Below are 17806 nucleotides of genomic sequence, written 5' to 3' on the forward strand. Positions count from 1 at the left end.
CTGTCATGTCGCATCAATCTGATTTGATCAGCGAGGACATCCTCGCCTACCTGGGCCAGCACGAGCGTAAGGAGCTGTTGCGCTTCCTGACCTGCGGTAACGTCGACGACGGCAAGAGCACCCTGATCGGGCGCCTGCTGCACGACTCCAAGATGATCTACGAGGATCACCTGGAAGCCATTACCCGCGATTCGAAGAAAGTCGGCACCACCGGTGACGACATCGACCTGGCGCTGCTGGTCGACGGCCTGCAGGCCGAACGCGAGCAGGGCATCACCATCGATGTCGCGTACCGCTATTTCTCCACCGCCAAGCGCAAGTTCATCATCGCCGACACCCCCGGCCATGAGCAGTACACCCGCAACATGGCGACTGGTGCCTCCACCTGCGACCTGGCGATCATCCTGGTGGACGCCCGCTACGGCGTGCAGACCCAGACCCGTCGCCACAGTTTCATTGCCTCGTTGCTGGGCATCAAGCACATCGTCGTGGCCATCAACAAGATGGACCTCAAGGACTTCGATCAGGGCGTGTTCGAGTCGATCAAGGCCGACTACCTGAAGTTCGCCGAAGGCCTGAAGATGAAGCCTTCGAGCATGCACTTCGTGCCTATGTCCGCCCTCAAGGGCGACAACGTGGTGAACAAGTCCGAGCGCTCGCCGTGGTACACCGGCCAGTCGTTGATGGAAATCCTCGAGACCGTGGAAGTGGCGGGCGACCGCAACTTCACCGACCTGCGTTTCCCGGTGCAGTACGTCAACCGTCCGAACCTGAACTTCCGCGGTTTCGCCGGCACCCTGGCCAGCGGCATCGTGCACAAGGGCGACGAAGTGGTGGTGTTGCCATCGGGCAAGAGCAGCCGCGTCAAATCCATCGTCACCTTCGAAGGTGAGCTGGAGCAGGCAGGTCCGGGCCAGGCCGTGACCCTGACCATGGAAGACGAGATCGACATCTCCCGGGGCGACCTGTTGGTGCATGCCGACAACGTCCCGCCGGTCACCGACAGCTTCGAAGCGATGCTGGTGTGGATGGCCGAGGAGCCGATGCTGCCGGGCAAGAAATACGACATCAAGCGTGCGACCAGCTACGTGCCAGGCTCCATTGCCAGCATCGTCAACCGGGTCGACGTGAACACCCTCGAAGAGGGTCCGGCCAGTGCGTTGCAGCTCAACGAAATTGGCAAGGTGAAGATTGCCCTGGATGCGCCGATCGCCCTCGACGGTTACGAGAGCAACCGCACCACCGGCGCGTTCATCGTCATCGATCGCCTGACCAATGGCACCGTCGGCGCCGGCATGATCGTCGCCCAGCCGCTGGCTCACGGCAGCAGCACCCACCACGGCAAGCTCGCCCATGTGTCGGTGGAAGAACGCACCCAGCGCTTCGGCCAGCAGCCGGCAACGGTGCTGTTCAGCGGTCTTTCGGGCGCCGGCAAGAGCACACTGGCTTACGCCGTGGAGCGCAAGCTGTTCGACATGGGCCGTGCGGTCTTCGTCCTCGATGGCCAGAACCTGCGCCATGACCTGAACAAGGGCTTGCCGCAAGACCGTGCCGGGCGCACCGAGAATTGGCGCCGTGCGGCTCATGTGGCCCGTCAGTTCAACGAAGCCGGTCTGCTGACTCTGGCGGCATTCGTTGCACCGAGCGCCGAAGGGCGTGAGCAGGCCAAGGACCTGATCGGCAGGGAGCGTTTGCTGACGGTCTACGTCCAGGCCTCGCCTGCGGTGTGTGCCCAGCGTGATCCGCAAGGGCTATACGCCGCTGCTGGCGACAACATCCCGGGCGAGTCCTTCCCGTATGACGTGCCGCTGGACGCCGATCTGGTGATCGATACCCAGTCGCTGACACTGGAAGAGAGCGTCAAGCAGGTGCTGGATCTGCTGCGCGGTCGCGGCGCGATCTAAGCGCTTCTGGCAATGAAAAAGCCCGCCGATGAGTGATCATCGGCGGGCTTTTTCATTGTCTGAATCCAACAGGGTCAACTGTGGGAGCGAGCCTGCTCGCGATGGCGGTGGGTCAGTCTCCATCTTTGCAAGCTGATGCACCGCCATCGCGAGCAGGCTCGCTCCCACAAGGGATCAGCGGCGCATTGGGTATTCGCGATGCATCTGCTCCAGCAGTGCATCCTTGTCCTGCCACAGCTGGTTGATCCAGCCCTGGAACTCCAGGCGATAGGCGCCGTCCTGGTCGTAGTTCTTCCCGACGAATTGCGGCGGGATCGTCAGTTCCTGGAAGTGCACGACCACTTCATCAACCTTGCCACACAGCAAGTCCCAATACCCCGGACGACCGCCAGGGTAGTGGATGGTCACGTTGATAATCGATTCCAACTGTTCACCCATGGCATCGAGCACAAACGCGATGCCGCCGGCCTTGGGCTTGAGCAGGTAGCGAAACGGTGACTGCTGCTGGGCATGCTTGCCTTCGGTGAAGCGTGTGCCTTCGGCGAAATTGAAAATGCCCACCGGGTTGTTGCGAAACTTCGCGCAGGTCTTGCGGGTGGTTTCCAGGTCTTTGCCTCTTTTTTCCGGATACTTTTCCAGATAGGCCTTGGAGTAGCGCTTCATGAACGGGAACCCCAGCGCCCACCAGGCCAGGCCGATCACCGGTACCCAGATCAGCTCCTGCTTGAGAAAGAACTTCAGCGGGCGGACGCGGCGATTGAGCACGTACTGCAACACCATGATGTCGACCCAACTCTGGTGGTTGCTGGTGATCAGGTACGAGTGTTGGTAGTCCAGGCCTTCCAGGCCGCTGAGGTGCCAGCGGGTGCGGCGCAGCAGGTTCATCCAGGCCTTGTTGTTGCTGATCCAGGCTTCATGGATGTGGCTCATGAGCCAGTCGGTGAAGCGTTGGGCGGCGGGGAAGGGCAGCAGAAGCTTGAGGATCGCCACGATGAACAGCGGTGTACAGCAGGCAATGGTATTGAGCGCCAACAGCAGCGAAGCGATGACGCCTCGCGCCGGGGCAGGCAGGAAGTCCAGCATTTAAATATCCATGGGTCGGTTGGCGGCTTGGATCGCGGTGAGGGCGATGGTGTACACGATGTCATCGACCTGGGCGCCACGGGGCAAGTCGTTCACCGGTTTGCGCAGGCCCTGGAGCATCGGCCCGAGGCTGACGCAATCGGCACTGCGTTGGACGGCCTTGTGGGTGGTGTTGCCGGTGTTCAGATCCGGAAAGATGAACACCGTCGCCCGACCGGCCACCTGGCTGTTGGGCGCCAGTTGTCGTGCCACGGTTTCGTTGGCGGCGGCGTCGTATTGCAGCGGGCCGTCGATCAGCAAGCCTTGCTGCGCTTCGTGGGCCAGCAGGGTGGCTTCGCGGACTTTCTCTACTTCCTCTCCGCTGGCCGATTCACCGCTGGAATAGCTGAGCATCGCCACCCGTGGCGTGATACCGAACGCGGCAGCCGAGTCGGCGCTTTGCAGGGCAATCTCCGCCAGCTCCGCCGCGCTGGGGTGCGGGTTCATCACGCAGTCGCCGTAGACCAGCACTTCCTCGGGAAACAGCATGAAGAACACCGATGACACCAGGGAGCAGCCCGGCGCCGTCTTGATCAACTGCAGGGCCGGACGGATGGTGTTGGCGGTGGAGTGGACAACGCCGGACACCAGACCGTCGACTTCGTCCAGCGCCAGCATCATCGTGCCGATCACCACGGTGTCTTCCAGTTGCTGCTCGGCCATCGGGGCATTCAGGCTTTTGCTCTTGCGCAACCGCACCATCGGTTCGACGTAACGCTCGCGGATCGAGTCCGGGTCGAGAACCTCCAGTCCTGGCGGCAGTTCGATGCCCTGGGCCCGGGCCACGGCCTCGACGTCGGCCGGTTTGGCCAGCAGTACGCAGCGGGCGATGCCGCGGGCCTGGCAAATGGCGGCAGCCTGGACCGTCAGCGGTTCGCTGCCTTCCGGCAGGACAATGCGCTTGTTGGCGGCCTGGGCGCGCTGGATCAATTGATAGCGGAACACCGCCGGTGACAGGCGCATCTCCCGCGGCGTACCGCAGCGCTGGTGCAGCCACTGGGCGTCCAGGTGGCTGGCGACGAAATCGGTGATGATCTCCGCACGTTCGCGGTCGTCGATCGGGATTTCCTTGTTCAACCCATTAAGCAGGTTGGCGGTGTCATAGGAGCCCGTGCTCACCGACAGTACCGGCAGGCCCGCCTGCAGGGCGCCACGGCACAGCTCCATGATGCGTGGGTCGGGAAGGGTATCGCTGGTCAGCAGCAGACCGGCCAGCGGTACGCCGTTGATGGCGGCCAGGCTCACGGCCAGGATGATGTCGTCGCGATCGCCGGGGGTCACCACCAGCACACCGGGCTTGAGCAGTTCCACAGTGTTGCGCATGGTGCGGGCGCAAATGATGATGTTGCTCATGCGCCGGCTTTCGTAATCGCCGGCATTGAGCACCTGGGCGCCCATCAAATCGGCCACGTCGCGGGTACGCGGGGCGTTGAGTTCGGGCCGGAAGGGGATGCATCCCAGCAGGCGGAAGTCGCCGCTGCGCAGCAAGGGCGAGTGCTCCTTGAGCCGGGCGGAAAACACTTCCATGCTTTCGTCGGTACGGACCTTGTTGAGGATCACGCCGAGGACTTTCGGATCTTTCGGCCCGCCGAACAATTGCGCCTGCAACTCAACCCGCCCGGAAAGCTCGGTCAGCACTTCGTTTTCCGGCGCCGACACCAGGATCACCTCGGCGTCCAGGCTCTTGGCCAGGTGCAGGTTGACCCGGGCGGCATAACTGGCGTTGCGGGTCGGGACCATGCCTTCGACCACCAGTACGTCCTTGCCGATGGCTGCCTGCTGGTAAAGCGTAATGATTTCTTCCAGCAGTTCATCGAGCTGGCCGTCGCCGAGCATGCGCTCGACGTGAGCCAGGCCCAGCGGCTGAGGCGGCTTGAGGCCGTGGGTGCGGGCCACCAGTTCGGTTGAGCGTTCCGGGCCGGTATCGCCGGGGTGAGGTTGGGCGATGGGTTTGAAAAATCCGACCTTCAGCCCGGCCCGTTCAAGGGTGCGCACCAGCCCGAGGCTGATGGAGGTCAGGCCCACACCAAAATCGGTGGGCGCGATAAAAAAAGTTTGCATGCGGATTCTCTAAGGGAGCATGGCAAAGGCGAGGCCTATGTATAGCCGTCTACCATCCATTCAGTCACCAAGATTATCGCTAACCGGTGCCTGAGCACACCAGCCGCAATCAAAGGGCTGGCCTATTTTTTCAATACGTTGCGTGGGATCCAGCACCCACGCCCGGGATTGCCAAGGGGGCTGGTGGCGCAGGTGCTGGGTATGCCCGCAGGACAGCTCGGCCACCCAGTGACCCTCCTCGTCCTGATGGAAGCCGGTGACCGTCGGTCTGTGTGAGCAAGCCCGTTTGTCAGGGTTCCGTTCGCTTTCGGGCAAATCCTTGTTTAGACTTGTCCGTTCTTCATTCTTATGCAAAAGGTCTCGCCCCATGCTGATCGCCGCCAATAAGGCTGTCTCCATCGACTATACCCTGACCAACGACGCTGGTGAGGTCATCGACAGCTCTGCCGGCGGCGCTCCGCTGGTCTACCTGCATGGCGCAGGCAACATCATCCAGGGCCTGGAAAAAGCCCTGGAAGGTAAAACCACCGGTGACGAGCTGAACGTGACCGTCGAACCGGAAGACGCCTACGGCGAGTACTCTGCCGAACTGGTCAGCACCCTGAGCCGCAGCATGTTCGAAGGCGTGGATGAGCTGGAAGTGGGCATGCAGTTCCACGCGTCGGCGCCGGATGGCCAGATGCAGATCGTCACCATCCGCGACCTGGACGGCGATGACGTCACTGTGGACGGCAACCATCCTCTGGCCGGCCAACGCCTGAACTTCAAGGTCAAGGTTGTCGACATCCGTGATGCCAGCCAGGAAGAAGTTGCCCATGGTCACGTCCATGGCGAAGGTGGTCATCACCACTGATTTCTGCGCTACGCTGAAGTGAACCGGAAAGGCGCCATGGGCGCCTTTTTTAATCGGTTACCTGCCATGGTTGTTTCGAAGATCTGCAAACTTGGAGTTCGTCATGAGTGCTTTTCACGACCTTAAACTGAAAGCCTTGGATGGTCAGGAGCTTCCTCTGGCGCCTTTCAAGGGGCAAGTCGTGCTGGTGGTCAACGTTGCCTCCAAATGTGGCCTGACGCCTCAGTACGCTGCGCTGGAAAATCTCTATCAGCAGTACAAATCCAGGGGCTTCAGCATCCTGGGCCTGCCTTGCAATCAGTTCGCCGGGCAAGAGCCCGGTACCGAGCAGGAAATCCAGGCGTTCTGCAGCAACAATTATGGCGTGACGTTTCCGCTGTCCAGCAAGCTGGAGGTGAACGGTCATGACCGGCATCAACTCTACCGCCTGCTGGCGGGCGAGGGCGCCGAGTTCCCCGGGGACATTACCTGGAACTTCGAGAAGTTTCTGCTCGGCAAGGACGGCCGCGTGTTGGCCCGCTTTTCGCCGCGCACGGCACCGGATGACCCTGCGGTGATCCAGGCGATTGAAAAAGCGCTGGGCTGAACCTTCACCGTTGTGGCGAGGGAGCTTGCTTGCGTACTGTGGGAGCAAGGCTGCCCACGATGAAGGTGATGGGACCTTTCAGAAATCGGGGTGCCTGGTTCGCGAGCAAGCGTTGCTCCCACATTCAGCTGCCTTTGCGCACCCTTTTTAACCTTTATCACTCCAATCAATAGTGCTACCCAGCACTCCCCACGCTGCATATTATCGTCGTCATATCGACTGCGACCTTGTCCCGTGGAGTGTCCCATGCCTGTAAAAGCCCTGTTCAAACCTTTCCAACTCGGTGCGTTCGAGCTGCCGACCCGGGTCGTGATGGCGCCGATGACCCGTTCCTTTTCACCGGGCGGCGTGCCGAATGCCAAGGTCATCGAATATTACCGTCGCCGCGCAGCGGCCGGGGTTGGCCTGATCATCACCGAAGGCACGACGGTCGGGCACAAGGCTTCCAACGGGTATCCGAACGTGCCGCACTTCTATGGCGATGCAGCGCTCGCCGGTTGGAAGCAAGTGGTCGATGCAGTACATGCCGAAGGCGGCAAGATCGTCCCACAGTTGTGGCATGTGGGCAGTGTGCGCCGCACCGGGACCGAACCGGATGCCAGCGTGCCGGGTTATGGCCCGACTGAGAAGCTCAAGGACGGCCAGGTGGTGGTCCACGGTATGACCCAGGCAGACATCGACGATGTTATCGCCGCCTTCGCCCAGGCAGCGAAAGACGCCCAGAGTATCGGCATGGATGGCGTGGAGATCCATGGCGCCCATGGTTACCTGGTGGACCAGTTTTTCTGGGAAGGCAGCAACCAACGCACTGATGGTTACGGCGGCAGCCTGGCCAACCGTTCGCGCTTCGCCATCGAATTGATCCGTGCCGTGCGAGCCGCCGTTGGCGAAGGATTCCCGATCATCTTCCGCTTCTCTCAATGGAAACAGCAGGATTACACGGCACGTCTGGTGCAGACCCCCGAAGCCCTGGGCGAATTCCTCAAGCCGCTGTCCGAGGCTGGCGTGGATATTTTCCACTGCTCGACACGTCGCTTCTGGGAGCCGGAGTTCGACGGTTCCGAATTGAACCTGGCCGGCTGGACCCGCAAGCTGACCGGCAAGCCGACCATCACCGTCGGCAGCGTTGGCCTGGATGGCGAGTTCCTGCAGTTCATGGTCAATACCGACAAGGTCGCGCAACCGGCCAGCCTGGAGAAACTGCTGGAGCGCCTGAACAATGACGAGTTCGACCTGGTGGCGGTAGGCCGTGCGCTGCTGGTGGATCCGGACTGGGCCCAGAAAGTGCGTGAAGGTCGCGAGCAGGAAATCCTGCCGTTCAGCCGTGAAGCACTGATGACGCTGGTCTGAATCGCCTGCGCCGACGCCATCGCGGGCAAGCCTTGCTCCCATATTGGATCTTCAGCGGACGGGTCATTTGTGAGCTGCTGATTACCCTGTGGGAGCAAGGCTTGCCCGCGGCGCTTTCAGCGATGCGGCACTGCCTGCGGCAGTGTCGATATGGCCTGGCAAGCCCCCCGTAATTGCGCCTCGAACTGCTCGATCACTGACGCCCAACCCTGGCGACTGGCATGCTGACGGGCATTGAGCCTCACGCAACGTAACGTTTCGGACTCCTCCAGCAGCCAACGGGCCGCATCGCAGAACGCTTCCTCATCCCCTGGCATTGCCAGCACGCCGTTGTAGCCATGACGGATGTGCTGTGCCGCGGCGGCCTGGTCATAGGCCACTACGCCCAGCCCGGAGGCCAGGGCTTCCAGCACGACGTTGCCGAAGGTTTCGGTCAGGCTAGGAAAGACGAACACATCCCCGCTGGCATAGTGGCTGGCCAGTGTCTCGCCACGCTGGGTGCCGCAGAAAATCGCCTCGGGCAATTCCTGCTCCAAGGCGGACCGTTGCGGGCCGTCGCCGATCACCACCAGCTTGATCCGCCGCTCGGGGAACGCACTGCACAGCCTGTCGAAACAATGCTTGAGCAAGCCGAGGTTCTTCTCCGGCGCCAGGCGCCCAACGTGGACCACGGCAATGTCGTCATCGCCCAGGCCCCAGCTTTCCCGCAGGCTGACCGAGCGCTTGACCGGATGGAACAACTGGCTGTCCACGCCGCGGGACAACAGCGTAACGCGCTCGAAATGCCGCCGCTCCAGTTCCAGTTGCTGGCTGAGACTAGGCACCAGGGTCAGATTGGAGCGGTTGTGGAACCAGCGCAGGTAATGGGTGAGTACGCGACTCAGCAACCCGAGGCCGTACTGCCGGGTGTATTGCTGGAAATTGGTGTGGAAGCCACTGACCACGGAGATTCCCAGGCGTCGCGCCGCCCGCAGTGCCGATAAACCCAGCGGCCCTTCGGTGGCGATGTACAGCACATCGGGCCGCTGACGCTTCCAGCGCCGCAACAGCTTGTGCATGGACACCTGGCCCCACTGCAACCCCGGATACCCCGGCAACGGCCAGCCCCTGCACAACAGCAACTCGTCACTGGCCTGGCGTAGATCGGTAGCCTGCCGCGGACGCACCAGCTCCACCCGGTGCCCTCGGGCACGCAGGCCCTCGTGCAAGCGGCCCAAGGTATTGGCCACGCCATTGATTTCCGGCGGGAAGGTTTCAGTGATGAGGGTGATATGCAGGTGTGTGCTCATGACCCCAGTGTCGACCGGGGCCATTTCGTCAGTGTGACGCCTTGATGATGGATTTGTGACCGGTTCAGCCTTGGCGGGCCAGCGCCGTCTCGGCACCTTGCTCGCGCACCCAGAACAGGGTCGCTCCGGCCACGGCCGCTGGCATCATCAGGATGTTGACCACGGGGATCAGCAGCGCCAGGTACACGCTGCCGCCAAAACCGAGGCTCTGCCAGCGCTTCTGGCGCAGCCAGGCGAGCATTTCGTTCCAGCCCAGCTTGTGGTTGTCCGCCGGGTAGTCGATGTACTGGATCGCCATCATCCACACGCCGAACAGCAACCACAGCGGTGCGGCCACGAGGTTGACCACGGGAATGAACGACAGCACGAACAACCCCAGGGCGCGGGGCAGGAAGTAGCCGAGCTTGCGTGCCTCCCGGGCCAGGGTGCGTGGGATCATGGCGACCAACTCACCCCAACTAAAGGGTGGGAAGTCATCGGTGCCACGGACCACCACCTCGACTTTCTCCGCAAGAAAGCCGTTGAACGGCGCGGCGATGATGTTGGCGAGCATCGTGAAGGTAAAAAACACCATCAGCACCACCAGCACCACGAACAGCGGCCAGAGGATATAGCTGAGGAAGCTCAGCCAGTCCGGCAGCGACGGCATCAACGTGTCGACCCACAGGCTGAATTGATGGCCGGCCAGGTAGATCAGGCCGACGAACAATACGAGGTTGATCACCAGCGGCAACAATACGAACAAACGCAGGCCCGGACTCAAGACCAGCTTGAGGCCTTCTTGCAGATATTGCGGGCCGGACAGGACGGGGGCGGGCATGGGAAGCTCCGAGAGAAGATGAACGCGCCGACCTTACCGGCTTTGCCCGACGCGGGAAAGCGTCTACATGGCGTGTAACAGGTTTATTGAACGGGCGACTCTATTGAAAGCTCTACCCGATATAGAACTCGCCTATGAGCTGGATTGTTAAACCGTATTTCCTTAATCTTCGCTCCCTCGATACGCTGCACCCATTCTTTTTCAGGACCGTCGAACTAAAGCCTTCCCCAAGTGCGTCAACGGTCCTTTTTATTCCCGCCGCTCACCCGGCGCTCCGGCCCCAAGGGGCTGGTCAACTGGAGCAGGTCATGTCTGAAGTTCGTCATTCGCGGGTCATTATTCTCGGTTCCGGCCCTGCCGGTTACAGCGCCGCTGTTTACGCGGCTCGTGCCAACCTCAAGCCACTGCTGATCACCGGCATGCAGGCCGGCGGTCAACTGACCACCACCACCGAAGTCGACAACTGGCCGGGCGATGTCCACGGCCTGACCGGCCCGGCGTTGATGGAGCGCATGAAAGAACACGCCGAGCGCTTCGAGACCGAAATCGTCTTCGACCATATCAATGCCGTGGATTTCGCCGCCAAGCCTTACACCCTGACCGGTGACAGCGCGACCTACACCTGCGACGCCCTGATCATCGCCACCGGTGCCAGCGCCCGTTACCTGGGCCTGCCGTCGGAAGAGGCCTTCATGGGCAAGGGCGTTTCCGCTTGCGCCACCTGCGACGGTTTCTTCTACCGCAACAAGCCGGTCGCCGTGGTCGGTGGCGGCAATACCGCTGTCGAGGAAGCCTTGTACCTGGCGAACATCGCCAGCACGGTCACCCTGATCCACCGTCGCGAAACCTTCCGCGCCGAGAAGATCCTGATCGACAAGCTCAATGCCCGCGTGGCCGAAGGCAAGATCATCCTCAAGCTCAATGCCACCCTGGACGAAGTGCTGGGTGACAACATGGGCGTGACCGGTGCCCGCCTGAAAAACAACGACGGCAGCTTTGACGAAATCAAGGTCGACGGCGTCTTCATCGCCATCGGCCACACGCCGAACACCTCGTTGTTCGAAGGCCAGTTGGAACTCAAGGACGGTTACCTGGTGGTCAAGGGCGGCCGCGACGGCAACGCCACCGCCACCAGCGTCGAAGGTATCTTCGCAGCAGGTGACGTGGCCGACCACGTCTACCGCCAAGCCATCACCTCGGCCGGCGCCGGCTGCATGGCGGCCCTGGACACCGAACGTTACCTGGACGGCTTGCAGAACGCTTCGTTCTGATTTCAGCCTGAGAGCAAGCGAAGCACCTGTGGGAGCGAGCCTGCTCGCGAAGGCGGTAAATCAGTCAACATTACGCTGACTGTCTCACCGCTTTCGCGAGCAGGCTCGCTCCCACAGTGTTTTGTGTGGTCTGTTCAGCTCAGCTTCGCCAGGCACGCTTCGAGAATATCCAGACCTTCCTCCAGCACCGCCGGCTCGGTCGTCAACGGTGCCAGCAAGCGGATGATATGGCGCGACTTGCCACTGGGCATCAGCAGTAGACCCGCGTCCCGTGCCAGGGCCAGCAACTGGGTCAACTGCGCCGCTGCCGGGGTACCGTCGGCGTGGGCCAGTTCGATGCCGCGCATTGCGCCGACACCCGTCAGGCGGCCCAGGAATGGCGTCAGCCCCCGGCGGCGCCATGATTCGTAGCGGCTGACAATCGCCTCTTCCTGTTGCGTGCCCCAGGCGTGCAGGTGCGTGTCGGTCATTTCCTCCAGGGTCGCCAATGCGGCGGCGCAGGCGATTGGGTTGCCGGAATAGGTGCCGCCCAAGCCACCCTTGGGCAGGTTGTCCAGCAAAGCCTTGCGCCCCACCACCGCACCCAGCGGGACACCGCCGGCAATGCTCTTGCCCAGCAGGATCAGGTCGGGCTCGATGCCCAGTCGCGAGAAGGCAAAACGCTGGCCGGTGCGCCCGAAGCCGGACTGGATTTCATCGATGATCAGCACGATGCCCTTGTCGTCGCAGAACTGTCGCAGGGCCTGGGCGAAAGGGATGTCCAGCGCCAGGAAGCCCGCCTCGCCCTGTACCGGTTCGACGATGAAGCAGGCCACATCGTTGACGTCGATCTCCACGCTGAACAGCCGCTCCATGGCCTGCAAGGCTTCTGCGCAGGTCACGCCGTTGTCCTTGCTCGGATAGGGCAGGTGATAGACCGGGCCGGGCAGTACGCCGATTTTCTGTTTGTAGGGTGCGACCTTGCCATTGAGGTTGAGAGTGGCCAGGGTGCGCCCGTGGAAGCCGCCGTCGAAGGCGATGACGGCGGTGCGGCCCGTGGCCCCGCGCACGATCTTCAGGGCGTTTTCTGCAGCCTCCGCGCCGCTGTTGGTGAGCATGCCGCTGATGGGGTAGTCCACTGGGACAAACGCTGTAAGACGCTTCATCAATTCGATATAGGGCGCGTGGGGAGCGGCGTTGAAGGCATAGTGAGTCAACCGGGTGGCCTGCTCGCGAATGGCCTCGACGACGCGCGGATGGCAATGGCCGAGGTTCAGCACGCCTATGCCACCCACGAAGTCGATATAGCGCTTGCCATCGGTGTCCCAGACCTCGGCGTTTTTGCCGTGGCTGAGGCTGACGGGGTGCACGATGGAGATCGATTGGCTGATGGTTTCGCTGCTCATGGGTGACGGCTCGAAGGAAGAAAGGATTTCCTTTATCTAAGCCGTGAGCAGTGGGGGCCGGCAAACGAAATAAAGTTGCCGGGTCAATCTTAAAAGTCGGGATGTGTGCCAATGCCAAGGGAAACGAAGTGCCTGTGGCGAGGGGATTTATCCCCGCTGGGCTGCGAAGCAGCCCCAGGCGCCAATCGCGATCAACCTGACACGCCTGGGTTGGCAGTTAGGGCCTGCTTCGCAGTCCAGCGGGGATAAATCCCCTCGCCACAGGCGGGGATCAGCGGCGTTGCAGGGGCTGGGCCGCGAACTTCACGCCCGCCAGGCCATGGACCATCAGCGCACGGATATTGCCGTGGTCGCTGCCGTCGGGAGTGTTCAGCACCGAGCGGTAATGTTCGCCGAACGCCAGCAGCGCTTCTTCATCGCTCAAGCCTTCGAGCAAGGCCAGGCCGAGGGTCTTGCAGGAGCCTTCGTTCTGTCCGGCCGCGTTTTCCACGCCGCCGTTGATGAAAGCCTGGGGCTGGTAGTCGTAGCCATCGGCAATGAAGGCCAGGGTATCGGCGAAAGCGTGTTCGCCACTCTGGAGGCGGGTGCGCAGGGTTTTCAGATCAGGCATCGGGTTTTCCTTTGGCGAACGCCGCTTGTTGCTCGGCGCTGGCTTCTTGCTGGTATTGGGCTTTCCATTCGGCGTACGGCATGCCATAGACCCTTTCACGGGCGTCATCGAGGCTGACCTCGATCTGGCGTTCATCGGCAGCAGCCTTGTACCACTTGGACAGGCAGTTGCGGCAGAAACCGGCGAGGTTCATCAGGTCGATGTTCTGCACATCCTTGCGGCTGTCCAGGTGGGCAACCAGCCGACGGAAAGCGGCGGCTTCGAGTTCGAGGCGTTGTTGGTCGTTCATGGCGGTCTCTGCAAGACAGCTTCAAGGGACAAGCTTCAAGCTGCAAATGGATTGCGGTCAGGCTTGAAGCTTACAGCTTGAAGCCTGTAGCGGCTACGCAGTCGCTCGGCTGGCCGCCAAAGTGATCGACACCGACTCGGCAAAACGCAAGGCGTGGGGTTTGTCGACTTCGACTTCGGCGTATTGCACCGACTCGTTGCTCATGACCAGGTCCAGCAGCTCTTGGGTCAGGCGTTCCAGCAGAGCGAAGCGATTGCCTTCCACGTGGGCGATGATCGCTTTGGTGATGGTGCGGTAGTTCAGCGCATGATCGATGTCGTTGTCGCGTACCGCTTCCTGTGCCGGGTAGAGGATGGTCAGGTTGATCAGGACATCCTGTTTGTTGAGGATTTCATCCTCGTTGATCCCGATGAAAGTGCGCAGGCGCAGGTCCTTGACCCGGATGCGCGCCATGGCTGGCTGAAGTTGTGGCATTTACTTGCTCCGTCGAATCAATTGCAGGAACTCCTGGCGAGTGGTGCTGGACTCGCGAAAAGCCCCGAGCATCACTGAAGTGTTCATGGTCGAGTTCTGTTTTTCGACACCGCGCATCATCATGCACATGTGCTGGGCCTCGATGACCACCGCGACACCGGCGGCCTGGGTAACCTGTTGCACCGCGGCGGCGATTTGCCGGGTGAGGTTCTCCTGGATCTGCAGGCGGCGGGCGAACATGTCCACCAGCCGCGCGATCTTCGACAGCCCGAGGACCTTGCCCGTTGGAATATAAGCCACATGGGCCTTGCCGATGAAGGGCAGTAGGTGATGCTCGCACAGGGAATAGAGTTCGATGTCGGCGACGATCACCATCTCGTCGCTGTCCGAGTCGAACAGGGCGCCATTGACGATCTGCTCGACGCTTTGCTCGTAGCCGTGGCAAAGGTACTGCATGGCCTTGGCGGCACGAACCGGTGTGTCCAACAGGCCTTCGCGGTCCGGATCTTCACCCAGGCCGATGAGGATCTCGCGGTAATTCTGGGGCAGGGATAACGCCATGATGGATCCTCGCAGCAAGGCTATTTGACGTGCCGCCCGCCGTTGACGGTCAGGGTCGTGCCGGTGACATAGGGGTTGTCCAGCAGATACCGCAGGCTCTGGTAGATGACTTCGCTACCGGGCTCGATGCCCAACGCCGATTTGGCCAGGGTCTTGGCTCGATAAGCCGCGTCGTCTTCGGCCTTGAACAGTAGCAGGGCCGGGGCGATACCGTTGACCTTGATCGCCGGTGCGAACTTCGCTGCGAACGACAGGGTCAGGCTGTCGAGTCCGGCCTTGGTGGCGCAATAGGCGATGTGTTTGCTGCTGCCCTTGCGGGTTACATCGTCGCTGATGTGCACGATATCCGCGGGAGTCGAGCGCCGTAGCAGCTCGGCACAATGCAAGTTGATCAGATATGGCGCAAGCATGTGCACGCCGAACATGGCATTGAAGGCCGCCGATTCGTTGCCTGGCGTTTCGACCAGCCATGCCGAGGCGTTGTGCACGATGGCCCGCAGCCGGTCCGTGTGTTGCTTGAGCTGTTCGATGAAGGCCAGGATCCCGTCTTCGCTGGAAAAATCGGCAAACATCGCTGTTGCTCCCAGATCCCGGAGCGTCTGCACACCTGGACGCTCGGTGCGATAAGTGACGATGACCGGATGACCGTCCTCCAGCAATCGGTGGGCGCAGTGCAAGCCGACACGCTGGGCTGCGCCGGTGAGCAGGATAGGGGCGTCGGTACTGGGCATGGACGGACTCGGTTCACAACAGAAGCAAAACTATATCAGTGACTGCGGGATGTACCTATTTGTAGCGGCTGAGCTCATGGGCTGGGCCTGTCGCTCAAGCGTTCGTCATGGCGACACGCCACGAATAATGTGTGACAAAAAACAACAAACTGATGTATCGAATGGGTTTGCTCTTGTCATCGTATGACCAAGAGGGAGTAAACTGGGATCCAATTTGCCAGTCGGGCCTGTTGGACAAAAAATGAGCGTAATCACCGACGATCAGTTCGTTTTCCAAGCGGCAGCGGGCCTGGAGCGCGAAGACCTGTTTCCCATCCGTGAAGTTTCGCGGCTCACGGGAGTGAACCCTGTGACCCTGCGCGCCTGGGAGCGCCGCTACGGTCTGATCCAGCCAACCCGTACCGAAAGCGGTCACCGTCTGTATTCCCTGGGCGATATCGACAAGGTACGCAGCATCCTTTCCTGGATCGAACGCGGGGTCGCTGTCAGTAAAATCAGCAAGATCCTGAGCAAGACCGAATCGTTGCAACCGGTTTCCGTGTTGATTCCATCGGATCTGGTGAGGGTCGACTACGCGCAATGGCAGCGCCAGATCGCGGTCGCGGTCGCCAACTTTGACGATGTAGAGCTGGATCGCATCTATGGGCAGATTTTTTCCAGTTACGCAGTGCCAATCGTCTTTCAGCGCATCCTGATGCCGCTCTGGCGGCAATTGCTGCAACGTCAGCAGGAGTTCGGACAGACCAGCGAATGGCTGTTTTTCGACGGATTCCTGCGCTCGCGTGTCGCGCAACGACTCCTGCTCAAGCGCGAGGACCGGTCGCGACGCGTCCTGGTCAGCGCCATCGCCGGTCAGTGCCGTGAGCTGGAGCTGCTGGTGACGGCGCTGTATGTGTCGAAGGCGGACGTGGGCATCAGGTTGATGACCGTCGGCCAGCCATTCGACGAACTGACCCTGGTATGCCAGAAGACTCAACCTCTGGCGCTGGTACTGGTGTCCAACCATGTGCCCGTTGCCGAATTGCCCAAGCGCATGAACAGATTGGCGATGAGCCTGGATTGCCCGTTGATGCTGGCCGGCGATGCGTCCGACCTGATGCAGGAAAGCCTGGCAGGATCATCGATCGGTTGCCTGGGCAATGACGGAACAGTGATTCACCAGCGCTTGCGCCAGTTGCTGGCAGGTACCCTGGATACGTAGGTAGCTCATTCGAGTACTCGAATCAACCAAACCGGCCGCTAGAGATGCATGGCCGGGTGAGACAGGCGATGCTGCTGGAGGATGTACTGACGCAGGCGTTCGGTTTCGTCCTGGTCGTTCTGGTTCAAATGGTAGGCATACAAGCCTTGCTCGGTTTCCCGTTCGAAGGTCCCGCGCAACGAAATCCTTTCGTAGCCTGACGGGCTGAACCACAGGACGAATTGTTTCGGCGGTTTGGTACGGCTGCGGTTTTCCAGCAACACACCCTTGCAAGACACTTCGTGGACCCACAAAGGCCCTGGCTGACCCTTGGCATTTTCAAGTGCCACCGGCTCTTCGAGGGCCAGGCGCCAGGGGCGTACTTTCGGTCCGTCCTCGTAGATACTCGGTACACCCAGGCGCAGGTGCATCGCGTGGAATTCATCCTCCACAAGCTGCAACGGGAAAGTCATTTGCTGGTTTTCGAAGCTGGCTTGCAGCGTCACCTGCTCATTGGCCGCCAGGCGCGTCAGCAAGTCACGGATCTGCGACCCGCTATTGACCAGCAGGCTGGATGTCACATCCCGTTCATTCAATTGCGGGATGTGTTGCATGGTCCGGATAAAGTCCAACTCATCCTGAGTCAGAAGCGCGTCACGTTGCATGGTGTACTCGAAATGATTTTGCGTTTTCACTGGTGATTGTAGTGAATGACCGTTAATTCGTCGTTTTGTTTGCGCCGTTCGTCGCATCGAGCCGGGCAATCGTCGCACGGGCTTCGGCCAATTCCTTTTCCAACTGGACGACGCGTTGCTGCGCCTTGACCTGGGCTGTCACGTCTTTTTGCACACCCACGAAATAGGTGTGGCCATCCGCCTCGTTTTTTACCGTGGACAGTGACAATTCATTCCAGAACGGCGTGCCGTCCTTGCGATAGTTGCGAAGGATTTCCCGACAAGCGCCGCCTTGATCCAGGGTCTGGCGAATTCGCTCCAGGGAGGGTTGATCGCGATCACCCGATTGCAGGAAACGGCAATCCTGATAAAGGATCTCGTCGCGGCTATAACCGGTCAGCCGTTCGAAGGCCGGGTTCACATAGATCAGAATATTGTCTTCGCCTTCCTTTTCAGCGATGACGATTCCGTCATTGGAAGCATTTATCACCAGTTGCATCAATTGCGCATTGATCATGGAGCACGTCCTTTTTAGCCCATGTAAGTACCGCATTATTGGAAGAACCTGGCGCGATGTCTACTGGCCATTAGTTCTTATCGAGCGTCAATCGTAGCCTTGCGGCTCAGCCTGTTACTATCGCGCTTC

The 17806-nt window shown here is 60.8% G+C and carries 19 protein-coding genes; 6 read left to right on the forward strand and 13 right to left on the reverse strand.

All coding sequences use genetic code 11. The features are described from left to right. Window positions 1–5 precede the first annotated feature (5 nt). Window positions 6–1904, forward strand: coding sequence for a sulfate adenylyltransferase subunit CysN (gene cysN / locus ACODTO_RS03000; protein WP_175361737.1), 1899 nt, complete (start codon window positions 6–8; stop codon window positions 1902–1904). A 174-nt stretch (window positions 1905–2078) separates the two neighbouring features. Here cysN and yihG read toward each other — a convergent pair whose 3' ends face one another. The 3 genes from yihG to ACODTO_RS03015 are packed head-to-tail and all read right to left on the reverse strand — an operon-like array spanning window position 2079 to window position 5486. Further along, window positions 2079–2987, reverse strand: coding sequence for a 1-acylglycerol-3-phosphate O-acyltransferase, YihG family (gene yihG / locus ACODTO_RS03005; protein WP_175385514.1), 909 nt, complete (start codon window positions 2985–2987; stop codon window positions 2079–2081). Continuing rightward, the gene (gene pta / locus ACODTO_RS03010; RefSeq protein WP_489105944.1) at window positions 2988–5087 is read right to left on the reverse strand and encodes a phosphate acetyltransferase; all 2100 of its coding nucleotides are present in this window, start codon (window positions 5085–5087) and stop codon (window positions 2988–2990) included. Between the two features lie 60 nt (window positions 5088–5147). After that, window positions 5148–5486 carry a DUF3565 domain-containing protein gene (locus tag ACODTO_RS03015; protein WP_139645809.1) on the reverse strand — a complete coding sequence of 113 codons (339 nt, stop codon included), beginning with the start codon at window positions 5484–5486 and terminating at the stop codon, window positions 5148–5150. On the opposite strand from ACODTO_RS03015, the gene ACODTO_RS03020 reads away from it, so the two are divergent. The 3 genes from ACODTO_RS03020 to ACODTO_RS03030 all read left to right on the forward strand — a co-directional run bounded on the left by ACODTO_RS03020 (window position 5455) and on the right by ACODTO_RS03030 (window position 7876). Then, window positions 5455–5940, forward strand: a complete 486-nt coding sequence (locus ACODTO_RS03020; protein ID WP_024777507.1) for an FKBP-type peptidyl-prolyl cis-trans isomerase — start codon at window positions 5455–5457, stop codon at window positions 5938–5940. The two genes, ACODTO_RS03015 and ACODTO_RS03020, sit on opposite strands and share 32 nt — an antisense overlap. A 103-nt stretch (window positions 5941–6043) precedes the next feature. After that, a complete protein-coding gene (locus ACODTO_RS03025) occupies window positions 6044–6526 on the forward strand; it encodes a glutathione peroxidase (protein WP_024777508.1) in 483 nt (160 codons plus the stop codon). A 246-nt stretch (window positions 6527–6772) separates the two neighbouring features. Continuing rightward, entirely contained in the window at window positions 6773–7876 is a 1104-nt protein-coding gene (locus ACODTO_RS03030; RefSeq protein ID WP_139645811.1) for an NADH:flavin oxidoreductase, read from the forward strand. Window positions 7877–7992: 116 nt separating this feature from the next. On the opposite strand, the gene ACODTO_RS03035 is transcribed toward ACODTO_RS03030, so the two are convergent. Further along, complete coding sequence (locus tag ACODTO_RS03035; RefSeq protein ID WP_175385513.1) at window positions 7993–9189, reverse strand: glycosyltransferase family 4 protein; 1197 nt, start codon at window positions 9187–9189, stop codon at window positions 7993–7995. 40 nt (window positions 9190–9229) lie between these two features. Next, the gene (cysZ, locus tag ACODTO_RS03040; RefSeq protein WP_139645815.1) at window positions 9230–9985 is read right to left on the reverse strand and encodes a sulfate transporter CysZ; all 756 of its coding nucleotides are present in this window, start codon (window positions 9983–9985) and stop codon (window positions 9230–9232) included. Window positions 9986–10293: 308 nt separating this feature from the next. Between cysZ and trxB the strand changes: the two genes are divergently transcribed. Beyond that, window positions 10294–11256, forward strand: coding sequence for a thioredoxin-disulfide reductase (trxB, locus tag ACODTO_RS03045; protein ID WP_003205459.1), 963 nt, complete (start codon window positions 10294–10296; stop codon window positions 11254–11256). A gap of 134 nt (window positions 11257–11390) precedes the next feature. On the opposite strand, the gene ACODTO_RS03050 is transcribed toward trxB, so the two are convergent. The 6 genes from ACODTO_RS03050 to folM form a co-directional block, all read right to left on the reverse strand. Further along, entirely contained in the window at window positions 11391–12641 is a 1251-nt protein-coding gene (locus tag ACODTO_RS03050) for a 2-aminoadipate transaminase (RefSeq protein WP_464710421.1), read from the reverse strand. Between the two features lie 271 nt (window positions 12642–12912). Continuing rightward, window positions 12913–13251 (reverse strand): HopJ type III effector protein, encoded by a 339-nt coding sequence (locus ACODTO_RS03055; RefSeq protein WP_175385511.1) that lies wholly within the window; start codon window positions 13249–13251, stop codon window positions 12913–12915. After that, entirely contained in the window at window positions 13244–13540 is a 297-nt protein-coding gene (locus tag ACODTO_RS03060; RefSeq protein WP_047699585.1) for a DUF1244 domain-containing protein, read from the reverse strand. Before ACODTO_RS03060 ends, ACODTO_RS03055 begins: the two co-directional genes overlap by 8 nt. A 93-nt stretch (window positions 13541–13633) precedes the next feature. Then, on the reverse strand, window positions 13634–14014 hold the full coding sequence (folX, locus tag ACODTO_RS03065) for a dihydroneopterin triphosphate 2'-epimerase (protein ID WP_139645821.1): 381 nt from the start codon (window positions 14012–14014) through the stop codon (window positions 13634–13636). Continuing rightward, window positions 14015–14575, reverse strand: a complete 561-nt coding sequence (gene folE, locus ACODTO_RS03070; RefSeq protein ID WP_139645823.1) for a GTP cyclohydrolase I FolE — start codon at window positions 14573–14575, stop codon at window positions 14015–14017. Window positions 14576–14595: 20 nt separating this feature from the next. Further along, the gene (gene folM / locus ACODTO_RS03075) at window positions 14596–15306 is read right to left on the reverse strand and encodes a dihydromonapterin reductase (protein ID WP_489105945.1); all 711 of its coding nucleotides are present in this window, start codon (window positions 15304–15306) and stop codon (window positions 14596–14598) included. A 241-nt stretch (window positions 15307–15547) separates the two neighbouring features. Here folM and ACODTO_RS03080 point away from each other — a divergent pair, with 241 nt between their 5' ends. Continuing rightward, the gene (locus ACODTO_RS03080; RefSeq protein ID WP_489105946.1) at window positions 15548–16507 is read left to right on the forward strand and encodes a MerR family transcriptional regulator; all 960 of its coding nucleotides are present in this window, start codon (window positions 15548–15550) and stop codon (window positions 16505–16507) included. A 38-nt stretch (window positions 16508–16545) separates the two neighbouring features. Here the strand turns inward: ACODTO_RS03080 and ACODTO_RS03085 are convergent, their stop codons facing one another. Both ACODTO_RS03085 and ACODTO_RS03090 read right to left on the reverse strand, forming a co-directional pair. Continuing rightward, window positions 16546–17151, reverse strand: coding sequence for a hypothetical protein (locus tag ACODTO_RS03085; RefSeq protein ID WP_139645829.1), 606 nt, complete (start codon window positions 17149–17151; stop codon window positions 16546–16548). Window positions 17152–17203: 52 nt separating this feature from the next. Next, window positions 17204–17677 carry a PAS domain-containing protein gene (locus ACODTO_RS03090; RefSeq protein WP_139645832.1) on the reverse strand — a complete coding sequence of 158 codons (474 nt, stop codon included), beginning with the start codon at window positions 17675–17677 and terminating at the stop codon, window positions 17204–17206. Window positions 17678–17806: the final 129 nt, after the last annotated feature.

The organism is Pseudomonas sp. FG13 (assembly GCF_057809755.1).